At 41.8% G+C, this 22,631-nt stretch carries 19 protein-coding genes; 7 read left to right on the top strand and 12 right to left on the bottom strand.

The annotated features are described in order from the left end of the window. The 3 genes from I6J03_RS11505 to hutH are packed head-to-tail and all read right to left on the bottom strand — an operon-like array spanning position 1 to position 4,851. Positions 1-2,001 carry a urocanate hydratase gene (locus I6J03_RS11505; protein WP_003011474.1) on the bottom strand — a complete coding sequence of 667 codons (2,001 nt, stop codon included), beginning with the start codon at positions 1,999-2,001 and terminating at the stop codon, positions 1-3. An 11-nt stretch (positions 2,002-2,012) separates the two neighbouring features. Further along, positions 2,013-3,272, bottom strand: coding sequence for an imidazolonepropionase (gene hutI, locus I6J03_RS11500; protein WP_039990486.1), 1,260 nt, complete (start codon positions 3,270-3,272; stop codon positions 2,013-2,015). Between the two features lie 4 nt (positions 3,273-3,276). Then, the gene (hutH, locus tag I6J03_RS11495) at positions 3,277-4,851 is read right to left on the bottom strand and encodes a histidine ammonia-lyase (protein WP_003011478.1); all 1,575 of its coding nucleotides are present in this window, start codon (positions 4,849-4,851) and stop codon (positions 3,277-3,279) included. 134 nt (positions 4,852-4,985) lie between these two features. On the opposite strand from hutH, the gene I6J03_RS11490 reads away from it, so the two are divergent. Further along, positions 4,986-5,879 (top strand): LysR family transcriptional regulator, encoded by an 894-nt coding sequence (locus I6J03_RS11490; RefSeq protein ID WP_003011479.1) that lies wholly within the window; start codon positions 4,986-4,988, stop codon positions 5,877-5,879. 125 nt (positions 5,880-6,004) lie between these two features. Beyond that, positions 6,005-7,807 (top strand): M60 family metallopeptidase, encoded by a 1,803-nt coding sequence (locus I6J03_RS11485; protein ID WP_003011481.1) that lies wholly within the window; start codon positions 6,005-6,007, stop codon positions 7,805-7,807. An 80-nt stretch (positions 7,808-7,887) separates the two neighbouring features. On the opposite strand, the gene I6J03_RS11480 is transcribed toward I6J03_RS11485, so the two are convergent. The 6 genes from I6J03_RS11480 to uvrB form a co-directional block, all read right to left on the bottom strand. Next, positions 7,888-8,289 carry a hypothetical protein gene (locus I6J03_RS11480; protein WP_003011483.1) on the bottom strand — a complete coding sequence of 134 codons (402 nt, stop codon included), beginning with the start codon at positions 8,287-8,289 and terminating at the stop codon, positions 7,888-7,890. Between the two features lie 15 nt (positions 8,290-8,304). Beyond that, entirely contained in the window at positions 8,305-9,573 is a 1,269-nt protein-coding gene (locus tag I6J03_RS11475; RefSeq protein ID WP_003011485.1) for a glutamate-5-semialdehyde dehydrogenase, read from the bottom strand. Beyond that, on the bottom strand, positions 9,554-10,588 hold the full coding sequence (gene proB / locus I6J03_RS11470) for a glutamate 5-kinase (protein ID WP_003011487.1): 1,035 nt from the start codon (positions 10,586-10,588) through the stop codon (positions 9,554-9,556). Before proB ends, I6J03_RS11475 begins: the two co-directional genes overlap by 20 nt. 176 nt (positions 10,589-10,764) lie before the next feature. Beyond that, entirely contained in the window at positions 10,765-11,544 is a 780-nt protein-coding gene (locus I6J03_RS11465; RefSeq protein WP_232279841.1) for a hypothetical protein, read from the bottom strand. Between the two features lie 80 nt (positions 11,545-11,624). Next, positions 11,625-13,082 carry a hypothetical protein gene (locus I6J03_RS11460; RefSeq protein WP_003011491.1) on the bottom strand — a complete coding sequence of 486 codons (1,458 nt, stop codon included), beginning with the start codon at positions 13,080-13,082 and terminating at the stop codon, positions 11,625-11,627. Positions 13,083-13,316: 234 nt separating this feature from the next. Then, the gene (gene uvrB, locus I6J03_RS11455) at positions 13,317-15,350 is read right to left on the bottom strand and encodes an excinuclease ABC subunit UvrB (protein WP_003011493.1); all 2,034 of its coding nucleotides are present in this window, start codon (positions 15,348-15,350) and stop codon (positions 13,317-13,319) included. Positions 15,351-15,475: 125 nt separating this feature from the next. On the opposite strand from uvrB, the gene upp reads away from it, so the two are divergent. The 4 genes from upp to I6J03_RS11435 all read left to right on the top strand — a co-directional run bounded on the left by upp (position 15,476) and on the right by I6J03_RS11435 (position 18,047). Next, positions 15,476-16,120 carry a uracil phosphoribosyltransferase gene (upp, locus tag I6J03_RS11450; protein WP_003011495.1) on the top strand — a complete coding sequence of 215 codons (645 nt, stop codon included), beginning with the start codon at positions 15,476-15,478 and terminating at the stop codon, positions 16,118-16,120. A gap of 160 nt (positions 16,121-16,280) precedes the next feature. After that, positions 16,281-16,754 (top strand): ribonuclease H-like YkuK family protein, encoded by a 474-nt coding sequence (locus tag I6J03_RS11445; protein ID WP_003000862.1) that lies wholly within the window; start codon positions 16,281-16,283, stop codon positions 16,752-16,754. Between the two features lie 61 nt (positions 16,755-16,815). Next, positions 16,816-17,415 (top strand): nicotinamide riboside transporter PnuC, encoded by a 600-nt coding sequence (pnuC, locus tag I6J03_RS11440; protein ID WP_003011498.1) that lies wholly within the window; start codon positions 16,816-16,818, stop codon positions 17,413-17,415. Positions 17,416-17,519: 104 nt separating this feature from the next. Then, complete coding sequence (locus I6J03_RS11435; protein WP_003011500.1) at positions 17,520-18,047, top strand: AAA family ATPase; 528 nt, start codon at positions 17,520-17,522, stop codon at positions 18,045-18,047. Positions 18,048-18,108: 61 nt separating this feature from the next. On the opposite strand, the gene ahcY is transcribed toward I6J03_RS11435, so the two are convergent. Then, positions 18,109-19,425, bottom strand: coding sequence for an adenosylhomocysteinase (ahcY, locus tag I6J03_RS11430; RefSeq protein ID WP_003011502.1), 1,317 nt, complete (start codon positions 19,423-19,425; stop codon positions 18,109-18,111). A gap of 169 nt (positions 19,426-19,594) precedes the next feature. Here ahcY and I6J03_RS11425 point away from each other — a divergent pair, with 169 nt between their 5' ends. After that, positions 19,595-20,005, top strand: a complete 411-nt coding sequence (locus tag I6J03_RS11425; RefSeq protein ID WP_003000873.1) for a BrxA/BrxB family bacilliredoxin — start codon at positions 19,595-19,597, stop codon at positions 20,003-20,005. A gap of 77 nt (positions 20,006-20,082) precedes the next feature. Here the strand turns inward: I6J03_RS11425 and I6J03_RS11420 are convergent, their stop codons facing one another. Both I6J03_RS11420 and I6J03_RS11415 read right to left on the bottom strand, forming a co-directional pair. Beyond that, complete coding sequence (locus I6J03_RS11420; protein WP_232279842.1) at positions 20,083-21,330, bottom strand: hypothetical protein; 1,248 nt, start codon at positions 21,328-21,330, stop codon at positions 20,083-20,085. A gap of 33 nt (positions 21,331-21,363) precedes the next feature. Further along, positions 21,364-22,629 (bottom strand): DUF1501 domain-containing protein, encoded by a 1,266-nt coding sequence (locus I6J03_RS11415; protein ID WP_003011506.1) that lies wholly within the window; start codon positions 22,627-22,629, stop codon positions 21,364-21,366. Positions 22,630-22,631: the final 2 nt, after the last annotated feature.

Raw genomic sequence — 22,631 nt, 5'->3', positions numbered from 1 at the left:
TTAGAATAAGTGATCAATAACAGCATCATCAACCAATGAAGCTCGTGTAACCTGCAGCTGTCTGGAACGTTGCAATTCACGTTCTATAGCCGATATTGCTTCCGGATTGCGAGCCCAGGCACGTCTGGCGATACCATTATTAACATCAAAAAACAACATCTGTACTAATTTTTCATCAGCCTCAGAAGTTCCGTCAAGAACCATTCCGAATCCGCCGTTGATCACTTCTCCCCAGCCAACACCTCCGCCATTGTGAATAGAAACCCAGCTTGCGCCACGGAAACTGTCACCAATCACATTATGTATAGCCATATCGGCGGTAAATTTACTGCCATCATAGATATTGCTCGTCTCTCTGTAAGGAGAATCCGTACCACTCACATCATGATGATCCCGACCCAGAACTACCGGAGCAGACAACCGTCCGGTTCTCACCGCTTCATTAAATTTCTGAGCAATCCGGATCCTTCCTTCCGCATCTGCGTACAATATGCGGGCCTGAGAACCTACAACAAGCTTATTAGCCTGTGCGGCCTTAATCCACTGAATATTATCTTCCAGCTGCTGCACGATCTCCTGAGGAGCATCGGCCTGCAATTCAAGCATCACTTCGAGTGCCAGTTGATCCGTCAATTGAAGATCAGCTTCAAGCCCCGAGGTACACACCCATCTGAATGGCCCGAAGCCATAATCAAAACACATAGGCCCCAAAATATCCTGTACATACGAAGAATACCTGAAATCCGTACCATTCGCGGCAAACACATCTGCACCTGCCCGACCGGATTCCAGAAGAAAGGCATTTCCATAATCAAAGAAATACGTTCCTCTGGCCGTATGCTTATTAATCGCTTCCACATGTCTCACCAGTGTCTCTTTTACCTTTTGGACAAAGAGTTCCGGTTCTTCTGCAAGCATGCGATTAGCCTCTTCAAAACGCAGCCCTACCGGATAATAACCTCCAGACCAGGGATTATGCAGAGAAGTCTGATCGCTGCCCACCGTCACAAAAATCTCTTCTTCATAAAATCGTTCCCAAAGATCCACCACATTACCAATGTAGGCCAGTGAAACGACTTCCTGTTGGGCTATTGCCGACTTTAATCGTAAGACAAGTGTATCAATATCCTCGAATAATTCATCCACCCAACCCTGTTTATGTCGCTTATGAGCAGCATCCGGATTGACCTCTGCACATACTGTAATACAGCGTGCAATATTTCCGGCCTTTGGCTGTGCGCCGCTCATTCCTCCCAAACCAGATGTCAGAAAAACTTTTCCTTTCGTGTCTTCGCCTGCTTTCAGCTTTTTACGCAATGCATTCATTACCGTAATCGTCGTACCGTGTACAATACCCTGCGGACCGATATACATATAAGATCCTGCAGTCATCTGTCCGTATTGCGTTACTCCTAAAGCATTATAACGTTCCCAATCGTCCGGTTTAGAATAATTCGGTATCATCATACCATTTGTCACGATGACACGCGGAGCAAAAGCGGAGGAAGGGAAAAGACCCATCGGATGTCCGCTATACATATGCAAGGTCTGCGTATCTTCCATATTTGCCAGATACTGCATAGTAAGTCTGTATTGTGCCCAGTTCTGAAACACAGCACCATTGCCCCCGTACGTAATCAGTTCCTCCGGATGCTGCGCCACGGCAGGATCCAGATTATTCTGAATCATCAGCATAATAGCTGCCGCATGACGGCTTTTAGCAGGATATTCCGTTACAGGCCTTGCATAAAGGTCATATGAAGGCATAAAACGATACATATAAATACGTCCGTACTGTTCAAGTTCTTCCAAAAACTCCTTCCCCAGTACAGCGTGCCATTCTTTTGGAAAATAGCGCAATGCATTCCGCAAAGCGAGTTTCTTCTCTTCCCTATTCAATATATCCTTACGCTTTGGCGCATGGCTCACTTTATGATCTCGACTTCTTTCTACCGGCAATTCCGCTGGAATACCTTGTAAGATCTCTTCCTGAAATGTCATCTCTCTGGTTTTTATTTATGATCAAAAACAACTGCTCCGTCAATCCACACCTGTATAGGTTCCAACCGACCCTGATGGTACGTAATCTCTTTAATGCTATCCGTAGGGAACAACACAAAATCCGCCTTAGCACCTTTGGACAAAATGCCCCGATCGGACAATCCCAAAGCTGCAGCAGCTCTGTATGTTACTCCGGCAAACACCTCTGCATTGCTAAGTTTCTCAAAACAAGCCAGTACAGATGCCTGCGTCAGCAAATGTCCCATTGGAGCTGAGCCGGGATTCCAGTCTGTGGCAATAGCCAGACTTGTACCTGCATCCAGCAATCTTCTTGCCGGTGTAAAGGCACATCCTATACCCATAGATGCTCCCGGTAAAGCAACAGGAATAACATCTGAAGCAGCCAGCAACTCTATTTCGGCAGTTCCCGAACTCTCCAGATGATCGGCACTTCTGGCAGCAAATGCAACGGCGACTTCACTTCCTGAAGTACTGAACTGATCCGCATGTACCGTGATATCAAAACCTAAAGCCTTGGCAGCCTCAAAATACGGCTTAATCTGCTCCTTAGAGAAAGCACTTTTCTCGACAAATGCATCAATCCGGTTGCTTAGTTGCTCTTCCTTAAGGACAGGGAATAACTCTTTTACAAGTATCTCTAAATATGCTTCATGACTCCCTTCAAAGTCCTTTGGTAAAGTATGTGCAGCCAGACAGGTAGGAATCAGTTGCGCTTTGGAGGTTTTAGCAGCCTGTTTGATGGCACGCAAAATCTTAAGCTCTTCTTCGACATTCAGACCATATCCGCTCTTCACTTCAATGGTCGTTATACCCTGAAGAATCAGTGCTGCTGCCCGTTCCAGAATAAGATGTACTAAATCATCAGTTGTAGCAGCACGGGTATCCTTGACCGTACTCCAGATACCCCCTCCGCTCTCTGCAATTTCCAGATAAGAACTTCCTGCATTACGCAGGGCGAAATCGTTGGCCCGGGTACCGGCAAATGCAATATGTGTATGCACATCAATCATTCCGGGGATCACGACAGTATCTTCTTCTACAAGCGTAAGCTGCAGATCCGGATATGACGATTCGGACCGTAACAATTCAAAATCAGCAATACGTTCTATCCGGTCTCCTTTGATAAGAATACCGGCATTTTTCTCAATATGAAGTTGCTGATCCTGCAGAGCGCCCTTTAATGGCAGATCAGTCATTGTCAGCACTTCCCTGAAAGGCCCTATAAGGCGATATTGATTTTCGTTGTTCATATCCTTAAAATTCATCAAATAAATTACCTCCCATACCCGGATAAGGTTTATTTTCCTGTTTCGCAGCTGCTCTTGCTACAGCTATAAGTTCACCGGAGTACGTCAATGCCTGTGCTGTTTCCATAATATCAGACATAGCCTGATCTTCTTCCAGATGAGGAATTGCCAATCGTACATGTGCATGTACCGCTGCCACAACAGGTGTAGGTTTCAGCGGATGATGGAAATCCAGAGCTTGTGCAGCACACAATAGTTCTATACTCTGTATCTTTTGTACATTATCCAGCACCTGCAGCAATTTTCTTCCTCCTATAGACCCCATACTCACATGATCCTCCTGTCCCAGAGATGTTGGAATACTATCAGCGCTTGACGGAAAACAAAGTCCTTTATTTTCACTCGCAAGAGCAGCTGTCGTGTATTGCAAAATCATGAAACCGGAGTTCAGTCCCGTAGAACGTAACAGGAGCTTTGGAACATTAGGCGTATCTCCTTCCAATGATAAATATACTCTTCTGTCTGCAATATTTCCGATTTCGGAGGCTGCAAGACAGGCATAGTCTAAGACCATTGCCAAAGGCTGCCCATGAAAATTTCCACCGCTGATTGTCAGATCTTCATTAATCAGAACAGGATTGTCCGTCACAGCATTAATTTCTGTTTCCACCAGTTCTTTCAGATGCAGCCAGGCTGTACGTGAAGCACCATGAACCTGAGGAATACAGCGTAAGGAATAAGGATCCTGTACACGTGAACAATTGGCATGAGAGGTGACAATCTCAGATCCTTCCAGTAAATGATAAATAGTATCTGCGACAAATTGATTCCCCGCATATGCTCTGAGTTCGTGTAGCTCCTTGAAAAATGGTTTTATAGATGCATTCATTCCTTCCAGCATCAAAGCCGCTATCAAATCCGCCTGCATCAGTACCTGATGAAACGTTTCTACTCCTTTGACTGCATGAGCAGCAATAAATTGTGTTCCGTTGATCAGTGCAAGACCCTCTTTTGCTGCCAGATGTAAAGGTTCTAAACCGAATATGGCAAGTACCTCCCCTGTCGAACGTATTTCACCTTTATAATGCACCTTCCCAAACCCGATCAGAGGCAGGAACAAATGTGACAAAGGAGCCAGGTCCCCTGAAGCGCCTACAGATCCCTGCTTAGGTACCACCGGAATCACATCCTGTTCGATATGCCAGATAATACGATCAATCGTACTTTCCTGTATTCCCGAAAATCCTTTGGCCAAAGCATGCGCTTTCAGGATCAGCATCAGTTTGGATAATTCGGCATTAATAGGCTCACCAACTCCCACAGCATGACTCTTAAGAATATTTTCCTGCAGCAAACGGGTATCTTCACGGCTGATCAGTGTGGTGCAAAGAGGCCCGAAGCCGGTGTTGATACCGTAAACAATACGATCAGACGATACTATCTTTTCTACCAACCCCGCACTCTTCCTGATGCGCTCACGACTTTCTTCAGTAAGTATACCTGTATATTGTCCATTGCCTATCGCTAAGGCTGTGGAGACCTTTAGATGATCTTCTCCGTAATGAAATAGTGGCTTAATCATATCGTTATGTATTTTTTTATACTAGATTATAGGCATACAGCATAATAAATATGCATACCATAAATTGTCCTTTATCAAATTTACCTGCTATATTTGATAATTAGAAATACCAATATTATCAACAATTGATAACCATGAGTAATCAAATAGAACTAAGACACCTTATTTATTTCCGTACACTTGCGGAAGAATTACATTTCCGGAAAGCAGCTGAACGCTTATTTATTTCCCAACCTGGGCTGACCCGGCAGATCAAACAGATGGAAGAAATATATGGTGCCGTTTTATTTGAAAGAGGAAAACGATCGGTACAACTGACAAATGCAGGTCAATATCTCAAGTCAGAGGTTGATATTCTGCTCAATCAACTGGATAATATCAAAACCCAGATCAAAAAAAGAGCTGAAGGCAAGATCACAGAACTATCCATTGGTTTTATCGGATCAGCCGCCCAGAGTATTATGCCTGATTTGCTTTATCAGCTGGATCAGGAACACCCTTTGATTGAAGTTGCCATGAATGAGCTCCCCAATAATACACAGGTTGAATACCTGCTGCATAATAAACTTGATTTTGGTTTTGTTCGGATGGACACTCCCAGCAGCGGACTAGTGCTCAAAAAAATCACAGAGGAACCTTTTTCACTGGTTATTCCCAAAAACTATCCTATTCAGCAAGACAACTTCCACTCCCTGCAGCAGTTCCGAAACGAAGCTTTCATTTTATTTTCGAGAGATTACAGCAATGCCTATTATGAATTGGTAATGAGCATATTCGGAGATCATGGATTCGTGCCCAATGTGCATCACAAAACAGTTAATGCACTTAGTATATTCAAATTAGTTGAAAAAGGTATGGGGGTAGCCATAGTCCCCAGCTCTCTAAGGATTGGCTACGATGTATCTGTCAATTTTATTGATCTGCAGGATATTCCGCAACGTAGTCAACTGTCGTTAATATGGAATCCAAAAAACAGAAATCCGGGTATTCCGGCGCTACTGTCCGTATTGGAACACTACTTTTTATAGAAGGCTACCCTCTCCGTATACTTTTCTTCAGGAGGATAAAATAGTGCAATCGATTGATCAGCAACAGACTGCATAAATTGAAAACAGATTAGATATATTTGGTTTTCAAAGTTCCAAAACCTATTATGAGAAGACTACTTATTACTTGCCTTTCCCTGATCAGTATCGCTTATGCACAGAACAGAACAGCAGATCTTTTCAAAGATGCTTCTTTGACCACTCTCAAAAAGAATATCAGCGAAAAACAGATCGATCTGATTCAGAATCCTACACTTAAAAATGTAGCTACCCAATTGTATAATAAAAACTATCCTCTGGATAAACGCTACCGTGAATATAGCAATTACGAATCTCCCCAGACATTAGCAAAGAAACTTAAAACGAGTCCCTACTCCCAATATGAAAATCCGACAGGCATATATTTTTCGGAAGGAGATTCAGCCATTTTATGGGTCGAAAAAACAAATGCCACACAGCTTTCATTGCGTGTAACCAACTGGGATGATGATGAATTTAAACAAAAAGATTACCCCTTAACGCAAGGGTATAATGCCTTTAAAATAGAAAATAAGGGGAATTCCTATATTCAATATTTTACTCCTGACAAGGCCGGCAACAACAAGGTGAAAATACATATCCTTTCCGGAAAAGTGAATGGCGTCTTTGATATCAGCAAACACACGAATAAAGACTGGGACAACTTGCTGGCAAATGCAACAGCCCCTGTACTGGACATCGTCGGTAAACAGGTGCAACTGGCTTATGCCGTTCAATCCCTGCAAACCAGTGCTGCTCATCAGGGTGTTGAACTGGTTAAGCTATATGACTCCATTATCGGTATACAACATGAGCTGATGGGACTTAAGCAAACAAACCGTATTCCGAAAAACAGAATGTTTGGCCGTGTTATATGGAAAGGATTTATGCACGCAGATGGTATTGGGGCAGCTTTTCATAACAATACCATGAAAGATGTGGCCAGTGTGGCAGGGCTCAGAAAAAATTCATGGGGTGTAGCACATGAATTTGGACACGTAAACCAGGTTCGGCCAAATATGAAATGGGTAGGAACGACTGAGGTTACAAACAACATTTATTCGGTCTGGACACAATATATCTATAACCAGAAGCAACCCAAACTGGAACGGGAGAAGTTAAAAGATTATGATGAGCCAAAGATTGGAGGCCGTATTACAGCTTATATGGAGTCCGCATTTATCCATCGCCAACCCTGGCTGACACAGGCCGGTCCGGACCGCTGGGACAGAGAGCGTCCGCGTGATTGGGGTGGAGATCATTTCGTTAAATTAGTACCGCTATGGCAATTACAATTGTACTTCAATGTTGCAGGAGAAGGAAATGCATGGAAAAACAAAAACTTCTACGGTGATATTTTCACCAAGGCTATTAACACAACAAAGGTAAAGGATAAACCGGACGCCTATTATCAGCTTGAATTTATTAAAAATGCCTGTGATGCTGCAAAACTTGATCTGACTGACTTTTTCGAACAATCAGGACTATTGATCCCGATAGATCTGTGGGTAGATGATTATACCTGTGCGCAAATGACCATTACGCCAAATGATATTCAACAGGTCAAAACCTACGCTGCCAAATATCCGAAGCCGAACACGCCCGTACTTCACTATATTACAGCCAACAGTGTACAGGCCTATAAAAATAAATTAGCTGTTTCCGGTACCAAAGGCTCCGGGTATACAAAAGAAAATAAAAAAATCATTGTTGATAACAACAAATGGCAGAATGCTGTTGCCTTTGAAACTTTTGCAGGAGACAAATTAGTTAAAATCGCTTTTGTAGGCGCCGGATCAGCAGATGCAACACAGACGATTGTACATATGCCTGAGGGAACAACTGCAGTCAAGGCTGTCAGCTGGGATGGGAAACGTACAGATGTATTATAAGAATAGAAAAATCCGGTAACAGAAGGCTTGAACCGGATTTGGTTATGTCTTTCCGTTTTTATGGAAAGACATAACTAAATTTAGCTGAGCTTACTGTCAATAGTTGACAGATAAGCATAATCCTCAAAAGCAAAACTCGAAGTTTGTGACATCACATAATTCAATATTTGCTTCGCTTTAGTCAGCAGATTCTTTTGTTGTTCTGTATCTGCAGTATGAAGACCATCGTTCATCAGAATAAGAGCCAGCGGGCGAAGTTGTTCTACTTCCAGTTCCTGCTGAAAATAAGCCTGCAAAGATTCAGAAGTCTGATTCAGAAAAAAAGCTCTGTCTTTTCCGAAAAATGTACTGTATCCATTATCAAAAAAATCCGGATCTTCCGGTTCGTCAAAGGCGGTAAACTTATCTGTGATTAATCGAAGGTACTTACCGATCTCGTTCATCCAATTCATCAACGAGTCTTTCTCAAATCTAATTCCCATTTATTTTTTTAAAACTTATCTGATCTGTCCGTCTCCGGTTACAAACCATTTTTCCGTAACCAATTTTTCCAATGCAAAAGGACCTCTGGCGTGAAGTTTCTGCGTAGAGATACCGATCTCTGCTCCAAGTCCGAATTCTCCGCCATCGGTAAATCGTGTAGACGCATTTGCATACACAGCCGCAGCATCGACACTATTCATAAACCGTTCAATTTTTTCTGCATCATTCGAGATAATACATTCTGAATGCCGGGAAGAATACAAAGCAATATGATCCAATGCCTCTTCTGTGTTATCCAATACTTTGATTGAACATTTCAAATCTAAAAATTCCCGACCGAAATCCGACTCTTCTGCATGCTTTAAAAACGGATAATTTTCCTTTTTTAACACTTCGTAAGCAGTATTGTCACCAAAAACTTCTACTTCCGCTTTTGAAAAAGCATCTACCAGCTTAGGTAAGAACGTATTTGCAATCTCCCGATCCACCAATACCGTATCCAGAGCATTACAGACAGAAGGACGACTAATCTTCGCATTTGCGACGATAGCTGCAGCTTTATCTAGGTCTGCTGTTGTCTCCACATACGTATGGCACACACCTGCACCGGTTTCGATAACAGGGACTTTGGCATGATTACGCACAAAATCAATAAGTGATTGTGAACCTCTGGGAATAATAATATCAACATATTTTGTAGCTTCCAGCAATTCAGTTACGAACTTGCGGTCTGTAGGCAGGAGCTGTACGACCGCCGGATCAACAGACATATCAGCCAGTACCTTCCGGATAAGATTGACCAGCACCGTATTGGTATGCCAGGCATCACTACCGCCACGTAGCAGGCACACATTACCTGACCGGATACAAAGAGCCGCCACATCGATAGATACATTAGGTCTGGACTCATAGATTACTGCGACGACACCTAAGGCTACTGTCTTCTTCTCAACTAATAGTCCGTTTTCCAGTTTTTTTGAAGAAAGCATCTTACCCGTAGGATCTTCCAGTATAGCTATTTCACGTAAGCTGGAACATAGTCCGTCGATGCGCTCTGCATTCAGCAGCAATCGGTCATACTTCGGATCTTCTTTATCCATGGCATCCAGATCCGTTTGATTGGCCTCTAAAATTTCAGGGACATGCTGTTCCAGCACATCTGCCAGTTGAATAAGTACCTGCGCTCTTTTCTCAGCAGGAATATGTTGAATAGCCTGGGTTGCCGCACGGGCAGCCAACAGCTGTGAGGTAATATTTTCCACGTTATAAGAGTACGATATCATTGGCATGCGCCAGTTCTACATTCTTTTTCTGATCCAGCTTTGTAAGAGCGGATGCATCTATCCGGGCTTTTGCAACAGCGATTTTCAATCCGGTTTCATCCGAGATATGAAAAACTTCTCCTGCCTCAAACCCCTGAATAATATCCTTAACCCCTACCGCCAGTAAACTTTTACGTTTCTGAAGAGCTTCCACAGCACCACTGTCAACACGTACCTCGCCTTTGATCAGACTGCCACTGGCAATCCACTTATTACGTGAAGAAACCCGCTTAGACTGCGGAAGGCAGACCGTCCCTGTTTCTCCTTTTACAGCTTTCAGCAGTCCATTTTCTGTCTGCATGCTGAAAATGACGGCACGGATTCCCATCTGACTTGCTAAACGCGCAAAATTGAGCTTAGAAGTCATTCCTCCGAGTCCTACAGAAGATTTATCTTTTCGGGCAAGAGATAATGCTTCCTTATCGACAACCTTAATCTCCGCTATTACTTTTCCACCAGCATCCATGACTCCAGGCACTGAAGTACTGAATAATATCTGTTCTGCCCCAAATCCCACAGCAATCAATGTAGCCAGTTCATCATTGTCAGAAAACTTCAGCTCCTTATTGCTGACGACATCATTTTCATTGGCAATCGGAATAATATTGTTTTTCCAGAGTTCTTCGTACGTACTTTTCAACTGTAAAAACTGATCCCGGTTCGCAAAATGCTGCCTTTCACAAAGGCTTTGGGCCAATGCAATTTTGTAGGGACGGAAATAAGTACTGTATGTACGGATCAGTAATGGATTTCCGATAGCCGCTGCAGCTTTACGCTCGGAAAGTGTACCGGAATATTTGGGTAAAAATCGCTTACCGGCAGCTACAGCACCTGAAGATACCAGTACAATATTATATTTCTGTTGTAACTCTGCACATTGCCGCGCTATCTCCAGCACAATCCGTTCATCTATTTCACCGTCTTTAGATGTGATTGCCGCTGAACCAAACTTGACAACCAGTATAGGTTTTTTCATTTTATTACTCCGCTCTTTTATCTCTGCCTGACATTAATCCCTAAAATTAAAAAGTTAAAGACACAAAACAAGCAAAATATGTAAAAGAATGGATAAAATAAATCACACCCCTGCTGTTGACAAGAATGCCATCAGCAGGGATGTGAAGTTCAGTTAATATAAAGTTTTCTGAAGAATTACAGCTTAAAGGAATAGATCTCCGTACCATCCGAAAAATGGATTTCCGTATCAAAATCAGTTCCATGAGTTGTTTTATAGCTTTTAACCAAGGTCTTCAACGTCTCGACATCCCCCTGGTAAGTCAACGCAAATGGTTTTGCTAAATTATATCCGCTTAGATCCATAATCACTTTGCCTGTATTATCCACTTCAAACATGGTATACTTTCCAGAAGGTAATTGCACAGCAGCAGCACCTTTATTCTGCAAGTCAGTCAAAAACTGATCAACAATCGCAGCTTTCTCCTTTGTAGATCTGGCAAAACCAAAAATAATATGTGCAGGAACACGATTCAGTTTAGGATAAAGCACTTTTACCATCTGCTGTTCCGGAAGAGTTAATGTATAATCATTAGCCGTCACTTCCAGTTTCCCCTTAATCTGCTCTCCGCCTAAGTTTACCTCTACAGGATAGCTTTTATTCTCCAGATTCACCAGATCAAACTGAGAAATCGCCGGCCCCAGACTTGTCAGGCAGACATCCGGAGACTTGACATCATAATAATTTAAAACAATTGTTCCGTTCTGGAGTTTAAAATCGCTGTTCAGGTAATAATTACCACAATTAAAGATCTTAACCGTTTTATTAATTAAATGGAGAGTTTTAGCAGAGCCATCAGCACGTTCCATAAGCGAAATGGTAACAGGCTCTGCGGAGGACTGTTTCTCTTCACTTTTTTCACAGGATAATAACAGCAAGAACAGACAAGCAACAAATAGGTTTTGAATTATTTTCATATTAGTAGGTTTTTTTACATAAAACGTACAACATATACCAAATGCTACACAGCTCCGATGTATTTGTCCAAAACCCAGCCTCAAAATTTTTGTTCCACATCTTTTCCCCATTCCTCATTAAGCTGAATCGCGAAGTTAGCATTAGATGAAAAACCTTCCAGCAACATTCCTTTGAAAGTCAGTTTCATATTATGCTTTAATGTAGAGGAAACTGAAAATTCCCGTATAATCTTATTCTCCTTATTATATACTTTCAGGGCATATCCTATGTCCCTTACGACCGGGAGATAACCCAGAAACTGATTGAATTGCAGTACAGGTTCTGTTTTACCAAATTCGGGATAGAATATAATAGCTGATCCATCGGACAAATCCGGAAATCTGGTCTCACTAAAAGGCACATAATAGGGCAGTTCGTGTTCCTGTGTAATTTCTATTTTTCCGACTTCGGAAAGATCAGCTTTATCTGTAAATTCAAATTTCACCTGAGAATAATAACGCTGTAATACCAGAGGAACTTTCAGATCTTCCCCCACTTCCAGGCTCATGATCCTTTCACCGAAAACCTCATTGTCAGAATTATCAAAAGTATTATACAGATAATAATCATCCGCTGTTTTGATCGTACGCGGAAGAGTCAGCGTTTTAACTGCCTGACTCAGAACAAAAGATATATCATAACTTCCGGATGCCAGTGTCAGAGGCAGGTTCATTTCCAATGAATTTCTTTCAAGCTCTATCCTACCTTCTGTTACAAGTTTTCGATCCTGACTATTGAAGATATGATAGTATAAATGACGTAAAACAGGATTTACCGTTACAATCTTTCCGTCATAAGATCCTGAAAGCCGCATATTATCTATTCGCAAAGTTCCCGTTTTTTCATTGAATTGCCCATTGTTACCCCGTTTTAAAACAAGTCTGAAGATTATCTTCTGGATTTCTTCAGTTCGTTGCAATTTGGTCAGGTCTGCCGTAATATCTCCCCAGGCTGTTCCCTTTATACTGCTCATATCATAGTCAGAAAGCAAAGCTACAAACGTAAGTCCGTTATCAATGGAATATAAGATATCCAATGCTTTAGGGCCTGTATCTGATCCTGAGACATTAAAAGCTAACTGATTTAAAGATTTCACATCTTTCAAAGGTATAGCGATTTCTATCTGTGTGACACCTCTGAAAGATGCTGCACGTCCGGCATTGTATTCTGCATAGGCCTTTCCCGCTACAAAATCTACATTATTGGGTGTGACGGTCCATTGTACTCCATCTTCATCTAATGCAAGATCAGGTCTCAAGGTACCGTTGTTAAAAGACCAGAAGTATAGCGGTTGCTCACCGGATATTATATTGTTTCCGGAATTAGCCACAAGTTTCAGCCCGTTATCCAGAGAAGAAACAGAGGCCGTAAAACCGGACAAAACAAAGTCTACACGATAAGATTCCCTTTCTTCGGGAACAGAAACAGACTTGCTGCACGAAAATAATACATGCCATGCGAGAAATAGTCCTAAATAAAGTTTTGCTCTTCTTTTCATAATTTACAACAAGCTAAAAAGTAAAATAATGGAGTATACAGGTATGCTGTTATCTGATGAACATTAGATAACAGCATTTTTTTGCTTAAAAAGTCCTGGCTTAAATGGGGAAACCCCTTGTGAATAACGGCAGTTATTCAGGAATATAACGGCAACAATAATCTGAATATACTAAATATTTATCTTTACTTCAAATTATTTCGCAATTAAAAATTAAATATCAACAAACAACTATTAGGAAGTAAAGCGATCTTCATATGCTTTTTCCAGCGAGAACATCTCATCTCTCAGTTTTGCAGCTTCAAGAAAATCCATTTCTTTCGCCGCTTTTTCCATACGTTTCTTGGTCGTCTCGATAGCCTTCTTAAGATCTTTCTCACTCAGATACTGCATCACCGGATCAGCAGCCACAGCTACCGTAGGATCCGGCTCCACATATATTTTAGGTTCCATACCGTTAAAATCAGCAACTGAAGTCTGTTCCATAATTTCTTCTCTTGTCTTACCTACTGTCCGTGGAGTAATATGATGCTCTTCATTGTATTTCATCTGCTTTTCACGACGTCTGTTTGTCTCGTCTATCGTGATCCGCATACTGTCCGTCATCTTATCAGCATACATAATCACACGTCCTTTATCGTTACGTGCAGCACGCCCTATAGTCTGTATAAGAGAACGCTCCGACCTCAAAAATCCTTCTTTATCTGCATCCAGAATAGCAACCAGAGTCACTTCCGGCAGATCCAGTCCTTCACGAAGCAAATTGACACCTACTAATACATCAAACTCGCCAAGCCGGAGGCCACGCAGAATCTCCACGCGTTCTAAGGTTTTCACCTCAGAGTGGATATAGCGTACCTTAATATTCAGGCGTGTCATATATTTGGTCAGTTCCTCCGCCATACGCTTGGTCAAAGTAGTAGCCAGTACACGGCCACCTTCTTTAATTGTTTTATCCACCTGTTCCAGAAAATCATCCACCTGGTTAATAGCCGGACGCACTTCAATAACAGGATCTAACAATCCGGTAGGTCTGATCACTTGCTCTACAACAACTCCTTCGGTTTGCTGTAACTCATAATCACCGGGTGTAGCAGAGACATATATGGTCTGATTGGTCAACGACTCAAATTCCGGAAAATTAAGCGGTCTGTTATCTAACGCTGCAGGCAGACGGAAACCATATTCTACTAAAGAAACCTTACGCGAACGGTCACCTCCGTACATAGCGCGAAGTTGAGGAATAGTAACATGGCTCTCATCAATAACTAATAAATAATCATCCGGGAAATAATCCAGTAACGTAAAGGGGCGCATTCCGGGCTGACGCCCGTCAAAGAAACGGGAATAATTTTCAATACCCGAACAATACCCCAGTTCACGCATCATTTCCAGATCATAGTTCACACGTTCTTCCAGACGCTTTGCTTCGAGCATTTTTCCCTCATCTTCCAGTTGGGTTTTACGCTGCATCAATTCATCCTGAATAGCCCAGATCGATTGGGTAAATTTTTCTTTCGGGGTAACAAACAGATTGGCCGGAAACAAGGCAAGATCTTCCATTTTATTGATTGTCTTGGCAGAGACCGGATCGATCGCACTCAATTCATCAATCTCATCGCCAAAAAAGGACACCCGAATAGCATAATCCAGATAGGCCGGATATACATCTACAGTATCTCCTTTTACACGGAAAGTACCTCTTTTAAACTCGGCAGTTGTACGCGAATATAATATCTCCACCAATTTGTGGAGAAAAGCATTTCTGCTGATAGTTGTTCCTACTGCAAAACGGAAAATAGAACGGGAAAAATCTTCGGGGTTTCCCATACCATAAATACAGGATACAGACGATACGACTACAATATCCCTTCGGCCTGACATCAAGGAAGATGTAGTTGCTAACCGCAGCTTCTCTATTTCTTCATTTATGGCCAGATCTTTTTCAATGTAAGTATTGGAAGAAGCAATAAACGCTTCAGGTTGATAATAATCATAGTACGAGACAAAGTAATTAACTGAGTTTTCCGGAAAAAACTGTTTAAACTCTCCATACAATTGGGCGGCCAGTGTCTTATTATGACTGAGAATCAATGCCGGCTTTTGTGTTTCCTGGATTACATTCGCTATGGTAAACGTCTTTCCGGAACCCGTAACACCGAGAAGAGTCTGATATGTTTCACCTTCGTTTACACCTGCGACTAACTCTTTAATAGCCTGAGGCTGATCCCCGGTGGGTTGGTACTCGGAAGTTAATTTGAATTTCATTTGCCGTACATCTATAAAACATAAAAATACGCAATTTTCTCAACTTATCGAAGTATCAAATCCCGACAAAGGCAAACAATAATCCGTTTTTTTGTGTATATTGAGTAACAAACAACACAACTATTATGGTGACGATTCTTACAAAGCAAAACAGCATTGCCAACCAGTATATTGCAGAACTCAGAGATGTAAAAATACAACAGGACAGAATGCGCTTCAGACGCAATCTTGAACGCATAGGTGAAGTCATGGCATACGAGATCAGCAAGACATTGGAATACCGTCAGCATTTTGTAGACACTCCTTTAGGTGTTGCTGACACACATGTCCCTTCGGATTACCCGGTATTGGGTACGATTATACGTGCCGGTCTTCCTTTTCACCAGGGATTCCTGAATGTATTTGATCAGGCTGATAATGCATTTATTGCAGCATACCGGCACACCAAGAAAAGCGGAGAGTTTGAGATCCATAAAAAATATACCAATACCCCTAATCTGGATGATCGTGTGGTGATTATTGCAGATCCTATGCTGGCCACAGGTCGCAGTCTGGTCCTCTGTTGTAAAGACCTTCTTGCGGATTATAATATCAAAGAGTTACATATAGCAGTGGTCATTGCATCCGAAGAAGGTGTCCAGCACGTCAGAGCTTTTCTTCCGGAAGCACAACTATGGATCGGAGCGGTAGATAATGAACTTACAAGCAAAGCATATATCGTACCCGGATTAGGAGATGCAGGTGATCTGGCCTACGGAAATAAAGAGTAAGAAACAGCAACTACTGATCATAACAAGAGCGTGAAGTTTACGTTAAGCACGAAATTAATTAACAATTATTTAGCAGTTAAAATGTTAAAAATCAAGACACAACACTTACATTTATATTATTATATCATTCGTTCTTTTTCACCACTAAAATTTATATTTTATGAATTGGCAAAAATACAATGGCGAATACATTCGCATTCCTATTACCGATGCCGTTGAAGAAATCATTGCCCGGGAAACAAGGCTCGGCAACAAACTCAAGGTTTACATCGGCACCGACTCTCAGGTCAAACGGGGGACCATCGACTTCGCGACAGTCATCGTCTTCCTCCGAGAGCACAAAGGCGGATTCATGTTCATCCATAAAGACAAGCGAACCCACCTCATGAGCATTAAAGAGCGGATGCTTCTTGAAGTTCAGAAATCCATAGAAATCGCCTACCACCTCTGCCCCCTCCTCGATCAATACCATGTGGATCTCGAAGTCCACGCCGACATCAACACCAATCCAAATTTCCAATCCAACGTTGCGCTCAAAGAAGCCATGGGTTATATTATGGGAATGGGATTTGTGTTCAAAGCAAAACCGGAATCCTTCGCCAGTACAAATTGTGCCAATAAACTGGTACAGTAACGTATTAAAGTAGGATTTCTAACTTTACTTTGTATCTTTATTCGCGATAAGCAATAGAGGTATGCAAGACTTTTTTCAACAAATTGCCCGGCAGTTTGTCCAGACTTCTTTACTCGAATGGATAGGCACAATTACCGGATTTCTCTGCGTCTATCTTGCAGCCAGACAACATATCCTCAACTGGCCTGTCAGCATAATCAGTGTAACCATCTACGCCTATCTTTTTTACCATAGCAAACTCTACGGAGATGCAGTATTACAGATTTATTTTCTCGGAACTGCGGTATACGGCTGGTTTTACTGGATCAAAAGAAAAAAAGAAGCCGACAAACCTATTGTAAGCTTTACAAACCGTCAGATGTTATGGACCATAGGTATCATTTTGCTTCTGACAGCAGCTCTCGGAACTTTTCTTGATCATCAGACTAACTCGGATGTACCCTACATTGATGGCTTCTGTACGGCTGTAAGCTTCGTGGCTCAATTCCTGATGACCCGAAAAGTATTACAAAACTGGCTGTTATGGGTATTTGTAGACATCTGTTATATCCCGCTTTACTATCATAAGGATTTATTACTGACAGCAGTCCTGTATCTTGCATTTGCAGTCATTGCCTGGAATGGATATAAAGACTGGAAAAAGACATATTTAATGTCCTGAATAAGATAATATAACTGTTTTCACCCGCTGCGCTTCCGCTAAAGAAGGAGGTTGAAAGAGCAGTTATTCTTTTATCTTTGCTTTTATTAAGAGAAATATAAAGAATGGCGAATCAGATTTTAAAGAAAATAGCAGTGGTAGGTCCGGAATCTACAGGAAAATCGACCATTGCACAAGCCATAGCCAGACATTTCAATACAGTATGTGTACCGGAATATGCACGTGAATATTGCAAAAATCTAAAAAATGAATATACTCTGCAGGATGAAGTCAATATGTATTATGGACAGATTGCTCTGGAGGACAGCCTTATTCCACTTTCTCAACATCAAGTCCTGATCTGCGACACGACGATTCTAACCGTCAAGGTATGGTGTGATTATCTGTTTGGAGATACTCCGGAAGAAGTTAAAAATGAGATCAGACGCAGAGATTATGACCTGTACCTGCTGATGGATATCGACCTGCCCTGGGAAGATGATCCTCTTCGTGATTTTCCGAATGAACGGGAGCATTTCCTGGCAGTCTGGAAAAAAGAATTAGACAGCTTAGAAGCCAGATATAGTCTTATTTCAGGATTAGGAGAAGAGAGATTGAAGAATGCCCTGAAAGCTATAGAAGAATACGGATAAACAAAAAAGAGCTTCATCTGAAAATTAAGATGAAGCTCTTTTTGTTTATGAGGATAATCTCCTAGTACCGGTAAGCATCCGCTTTATAAGGACCGTCAACCGTAACCCCGATATAAGCAGCCTGATCTTCCGTTAAAGTATCTAATTCCACGCCGATTTTTGCCAGGTGAAGACGCGCAACTTTCTCATCCAGATGTTTTGGTAAAGTATACACCTTATTTTCATAAGCAGCTGTGTTAGTCCACAGTTCCAATTGAGCCAGCGTCTGATTAGTAAACGAGTTGGACATCACGAAAGAAGGGTGTCCTGTAGCACATCCCAGATTGACTAAACGACCTTCTGCCAATAAAATAACGTCATTACCATCGATGGTGTATTTATCAACCTGCGGTTTGATCTCAATCTTGGTATTACCGTAGTTTGTATTTAACCAGGCCACATCAATTTCATTATCAAAGTGTCCGATGTTACATACTACAGTTTTATCTTTCATTGTTTTGAAGTGCTCAGCACGAACGATATCTTTATTTCCGGTGGTAGTCACCACGATATTAGCTTCTTTTACTGCATCAGCAAATTTCTTAACCTCAAATCCTTCCATAGCTGCCTGAAGCGCACAGATCGGGTCAATTTCTGTTACAATAACACGTACTCCGGCTGAACGCAGAGATTCAGCAGAACCTTTACCCACATCTCCGTAACCTGCTACTACCGCGACTTTACCCGCCAGCATCAGATCTGTTGCACGACGAATCGCATCTACCAATGATTCACGACAACCGTATTTATTGTCAAATTTAGATTTCGTAACCGAATCATTCACATTGATTGCAGGCAGGTGTAATGTTCCGTTTTTCATACGCTCATACAGACGGTGAACACCTGTAGTCGTTTCTTCGGATAATCCTTTTATACCGCTGATAAGTTCAGGATATTTATCAAAAACCATATTTGTCAGGTCACCACCATCATCCAGGATCATATTCAAGGGCTGGCGATCTTCTCCAAAATATAAGGTTTGTTCGATACACCAGTCAAATTCTTCCGCATTCATTCCTTTCCATGCATACACAGGGATACCCGCTGCTGCAATAGCCGCCGCCGCATGATCCTGAGTAGAAAAGATGTTACATGATGACCAGGTCACATCGGCTCCCAACTCGACCAAAGTTTCTATTAATACCGCTGTCTGAATAGTCATATGCAGACATCCCGCAATACGAGCTCCTTTAAGAGGTTTGGCAGCGCCAAATTCCTCTCGCAAACTCATCAATCCCGGCATTTCAGCTTCTGCCAGTTCAATTTCTTTACGGCCCCACTCTGCAAGGCTGATATCTTTAACTTTGTACGGTATGTACGTGCTTTCTATTGATGACATAATTATTTTCTCTTTTAAAATTTAGAATACAAAAATACCATTAACGACAGTCAATTCAAAACATTAGCTTTTTGGCATTTACAAATCTGACATTCATTTGAGAGTATAAACTTGACGGGGGAGTATAAGTGCCTTATATTTGTAGATATTTAATTAAAAAAGAGAAGAAATGTATCCAGAATATTTAGTTGAACCCATGCGTAAGGAGCTTACGGATGCAGGTTTCCAGGAGTTAAAAACCATTGCAGAGGTAGATTCGGCAATTCCTTCTGAAGGAACTGTTTTTGTAGTTGTAAACTCGGTATGTGGTTGTGCTGCAGCAAATGCAAGACCTGCGGCTAAAGCGGCTGTAAAAAATGAAAAACATCCTGACAAACTTGTTACTGTATTTGCAGGTATGGAAAAAGATGCTGTAGATAAAGCACGTGAATACATGTTGCCTTACCCTCCGTCATCACCCGCAATGGCTCTTTTCAAAGACGGTAAATTGGTACACATGATTGAAAGACATATGATCGAAGGTCGCCCGGCACAAATGATAGCAGACAATCTGGTTGCTGCATTTGACGAGTACTGCTAGATCATCTATTTTGATTTTTGAAACAAAAAAGCTGTTCCACAATTGTAGAACAGCTTTTTTTACTGCATCTGTTTCGGTCAGAATAAGTAAGGGCTCATACTGCCGGTATAATATTTTGCAGGAACCATCAATTTATTTTTCGGTAATACGACACCATTGAAATCAAAATAAGCAGCGACCTTTCCCCCCTCTTTATAGTAACGGATAGAAAGCAATGGAGATTTGTTCTGATAGGCCCAGGTAAACTGTGCATCATCCTGAGAGATCAGTTCAGTGAAGGTATTATCCTTGTTTATATGTCCGAAGTAGTGGATTTCGCGGTATGCCCCGCCTGATACTTCCTTAGTAAGCTGTCTGATTGCAAATTCATCATTTAATTCTTCCCCCTGATTACCTCCCATTCCGGCCTTTATAATACCTGAACCAACAGAAACTTCCCCCGGAATATTACGGGACAGTCTTACTTTTACCCCAAAAAGCGAAGTTAACGCAGAATCAGTGGTCAGGCTCTCTCCTTTACGGACTAATTGATTATCATAGATAACAGCTTTCCAGTTTTCATCCGGATATGTCGAATTGTACATTTCCGGTGGTTTAATTGCTTCAGGTGGTTCCAGCCTGTTTGACTTCCTGGACTTACCCTTTCCGGCAGTCTTAACAGAGGTAGCTGGAGCTTTCTTAGGAGCGGGTTCATCTACAGCAAAGGCCACAGGAAAAGTATAACGCGAATATCCTTCATCAAGCGTAGCGCTGATAAGCTCTAATTTTTTAAACGGAGGAATGGTGCCAACCTTTCGGAATTGGTCTGCTACTGAAATAATCGCCCCTGTTCTATCTGTATCATATACAGCAAGGTACTGTGCCTTATTTTTTCTTGTTGAATCATAAATGCTAAAAGATTCTACCTTGGAATAAATCTTATCCAGTGTGAAACTTTGATAGTTTACCGGAGAAGCGATTACAGTCTTATTATCCTTTTCAAAATGGTAATAAGCAATGTCACCGACAATTATTAACGGACTGCTATCTTTGAGAGTACCCATATTAATAGGTTTGCCTGTCTGCGTATCCATAAGCCAATAGATATAGTTGTCTTTTGCATCTTTATCCATAATGACATAATATGAAAAATCACCATATACTTTAACAGACAAACAAAAACCCGGTGCTTTAACCTCATTTCCCAATGTATCCATTAACCCATATTCTCCGTTAACCTGAAAAGGGACAAGCAACGGACGTTTTACAGGTAATGTCTGTTGAGCAGACACCTGTACCGTCAAACTCATCACTAAAAGAATCGAAGAGAAAATAAATCTGATCATAATTTAATATTATTTCTCCTCATCAAGCAAACATTATGCCTTCATTACACCGATAGACTTTCCATCCCAATCGGGGAATAATATTTTATCATCATTTAATCTCAGATGTCTGTCAGCGACTTCTGAAAAAATAGCCCGGAAATCGGTTGTCACTTTAAGATCACGCCCGTCTTCCAGATTTTCTTTTGCCAGTTCGTCCATATGTCCGTGCACTTTCCCGCCATTCACCTGATTTCCAAGAATAAAATTGCAGGATCCGCGTCCGTGATCTGTACCACCTGTACCATTCTGATGTACAGTCCGGCCAAATTCTGTCATAGTCATGACGGTGACATCATCCTGATACGCTTCAATATCTTTCCAGAAAGCCATTATTGAATTGGAAAGATCAGCAACATTGCGCGCAAAAATTCCGGTATCCTTTCCTTGATTAAAATGTGTATCCCAGCCATTACTCTCTGTAAACGCAACTTCCAGCCCCACATCCATTTTGATCAATTGTGCGATTTGCTTCAGAGACTTACCCAGACTACTTCCCGGATACGTTACATTATTGGCCGGCTCATAATTTTTAACGGCATTACTCTGCAACATTTTCATCGCTTCAAAGCTTTCCTTACCGGTATCACGTAAGACTTCATTCACTGTATTATCATACAGATCTTCAAAGCTCTTTGCATTCTGATTAAAAGTCACCCCTTTGCCCTGTATCTTAAAATTCTTAATATCACTGATTGCCAGAGCTTCATGCTGACCATATAGTGATCGGGGTAGCGCTGCCGTGATACTGACTGCTGAAAAAGGAGTCAGACTATCATGTCCCAATAATCCGACTGCACGATTCAACCACCCGCTGCTGGTATTTTTTTCAAAAGGCGTACCTGACTCCATATAATCCTGCGCATCAAAATGAGAACGTGTGGTATTAGGAGATCCCATTCCGTGAACGATGGCTAGCCGGTTTTCACGAAAGACTTCCTCAAATGCTTTCATCCCCGGATGCAGCCCGTATTTTCCGTCCAGATCAATCAGTGCAGATGCTCCTTCCGATTTTGCCGCCGATAAAAATAAATCCGGACGCGCAGCCTGCAAATGGGTATCCAGAAATGGCGTTACAGCCATCAATCCGTCCATAGCACCCCGTTGAAAAATACAGACCATGACCTTACGCTTGCTGTAGGGGCTTAGTAGTTTTTCTCTGGCAACTGCTTCAGCTAAAAAAGCAGGAATACCCCCCATCAGACCTATTCCGAATAGGCCCAATCCTGAATTTTTTAAAAATGCCCGTCTGTTTAACATCT

It is taken from the genome of Sphingobacterium spiritivorum, assembly GCF_016724845.1.
Taxonomy (GTDB): Bacteria; Bacteroidota; Bacteroidia; order Sphingobacteriales; family Sphingobacteriaceae; genus Sphingobacterium; species Sphingobacterium spiritivorum_A.
This window is presented reverse-complemented; position numbering and strand designations above follow the sequence as displayed.

Bases quoted from the DNA above. Each gene is read 5' to 3' on its own strand.
- I6J03_RS11505 (WP_003011474.1), bottom strand. From the start codon at position 2,001: ATGACATTTCAGGAAGAGATCTTACAAGGTATTCCAGCGGAATTGCCG.
- hutI (WP_039990486.1), bottom strand. From the start codon at position 3,272: ATGAACAACGAAAATCAATATCGCCTTATAGGGCCTTTCAGGGAAGTG.
- hutH (WP_003011478.1), bottom strand. From the start codon at position 4,851: ATGATTAAGCCACTATTTCATTACGGAGAAGATCATCTAAAGGTCTCC.
- I6J03_RS11490 (WP_003011479.1), top strand. From the start codon at position 4,986: ATGAGTAATCAAATAGAACTAAGACACCTTATTTATTTCCGTACACTT.
- I6J03_RS11485 (WP_003011481.1), top strand. From the start codon at position 6,005: ATGAGAAGACTACTTATTACTTGCCTTTCCCTGATCAGTATCGCTTAT.
- I6J03_RS11480 (WP_003011483.1), bottom strand. From the start codon at position 8,289: ATGGGAATTAGATTTGAGAAAGACTCGTTGATGAATTGGATGAACGAG.
- I6J03_RS11475 (WP_003011485.1), bottom strand. From the start codon at position 9,573: ATGATATCGTACTCTTATAACGTGGAAAATATTACCTCACAGCTGTTG.
- proB (WP_003011487.1), bottom strand. From the start codon at position 10,588: ATGAAAAAACCTATACTGGTTGTCAAGTTTGGTTCAGCGGCAATCACA.
- I6J03_RS11465 (WP_232279841.1), bottom strand. From the start codon at position 11,544: ATGAAAATAATTCAAAACCTATTTGTTGCTTGTCTGTTCTTGCTGTTA.
- I6J03_RS11460 (WP_003011491.1), bottom strand. From the start codon at position 13,082: ATGAAAAGAAGAGCAAAACTTTATTTAGGACTATTTCTCGCATGGCAT.
- uvrB (WP_003011493.1), bottom strand. From the start codon at position 15,350: ATGAAATTCAAATTAACTTCCGAGTACCAACCCACCGGGGATCAGCCT.
- upp (WP_003011495.1), top strand. From the start codon at position 15,476: ATGGTGACGATTCTTACAAAGCAAAACAGCATTGCCAACCAGTATATT.
- I6J03_RS11445 (WP_003000862.1), top strand. From the start codon at position 16,281: ATGAATTGGCAAAAATACAATGGCGAATACATTCGCATTCCTATTACC.
- pnuC (WP_003011498.1), top strand. From the start codon at position 16,816: ATGCAAGACTTTTTTCAACAAATTGCCCGGCAGTTTGTCCAGACTTCT.
- I6J03_RS11435 (WP_003011500.1), top strand. From the start codon at position 17,520: ATGGCGAATCAGATTTTAAAGAAAATAGCAGTGGTAGGTCCGGAATCT.
- ahcY (WP_003011502.1), bottom strand. From the start codon at position 19,425: ATGTCATCAATAGAAAGCACGTACATACCGTACAAAGTTAAAGATATC.
- I6J03_RS11425 (WP_003000873.1), top strand. From the start codon at position 19,595: ATGTATCCAGAATATTTAGTTGAACCCATGCGTAAGGAGCTTACGGAT.
- I6J03_RS11420 (WP_232279842.1), bottom strand. From the start codon at position 21,330: ATGATCAGATTTATTTTCTCTTCGATTCTTTTAGTGATGAGTTTGACG.
- I6J03_RS11415 (WP_003011506.1), bottom strand. From the start codon at position 22,629: ATGTTAAACAGACGGGCATTTTTAAAAAATTCAGGATTGGGCCTATTC.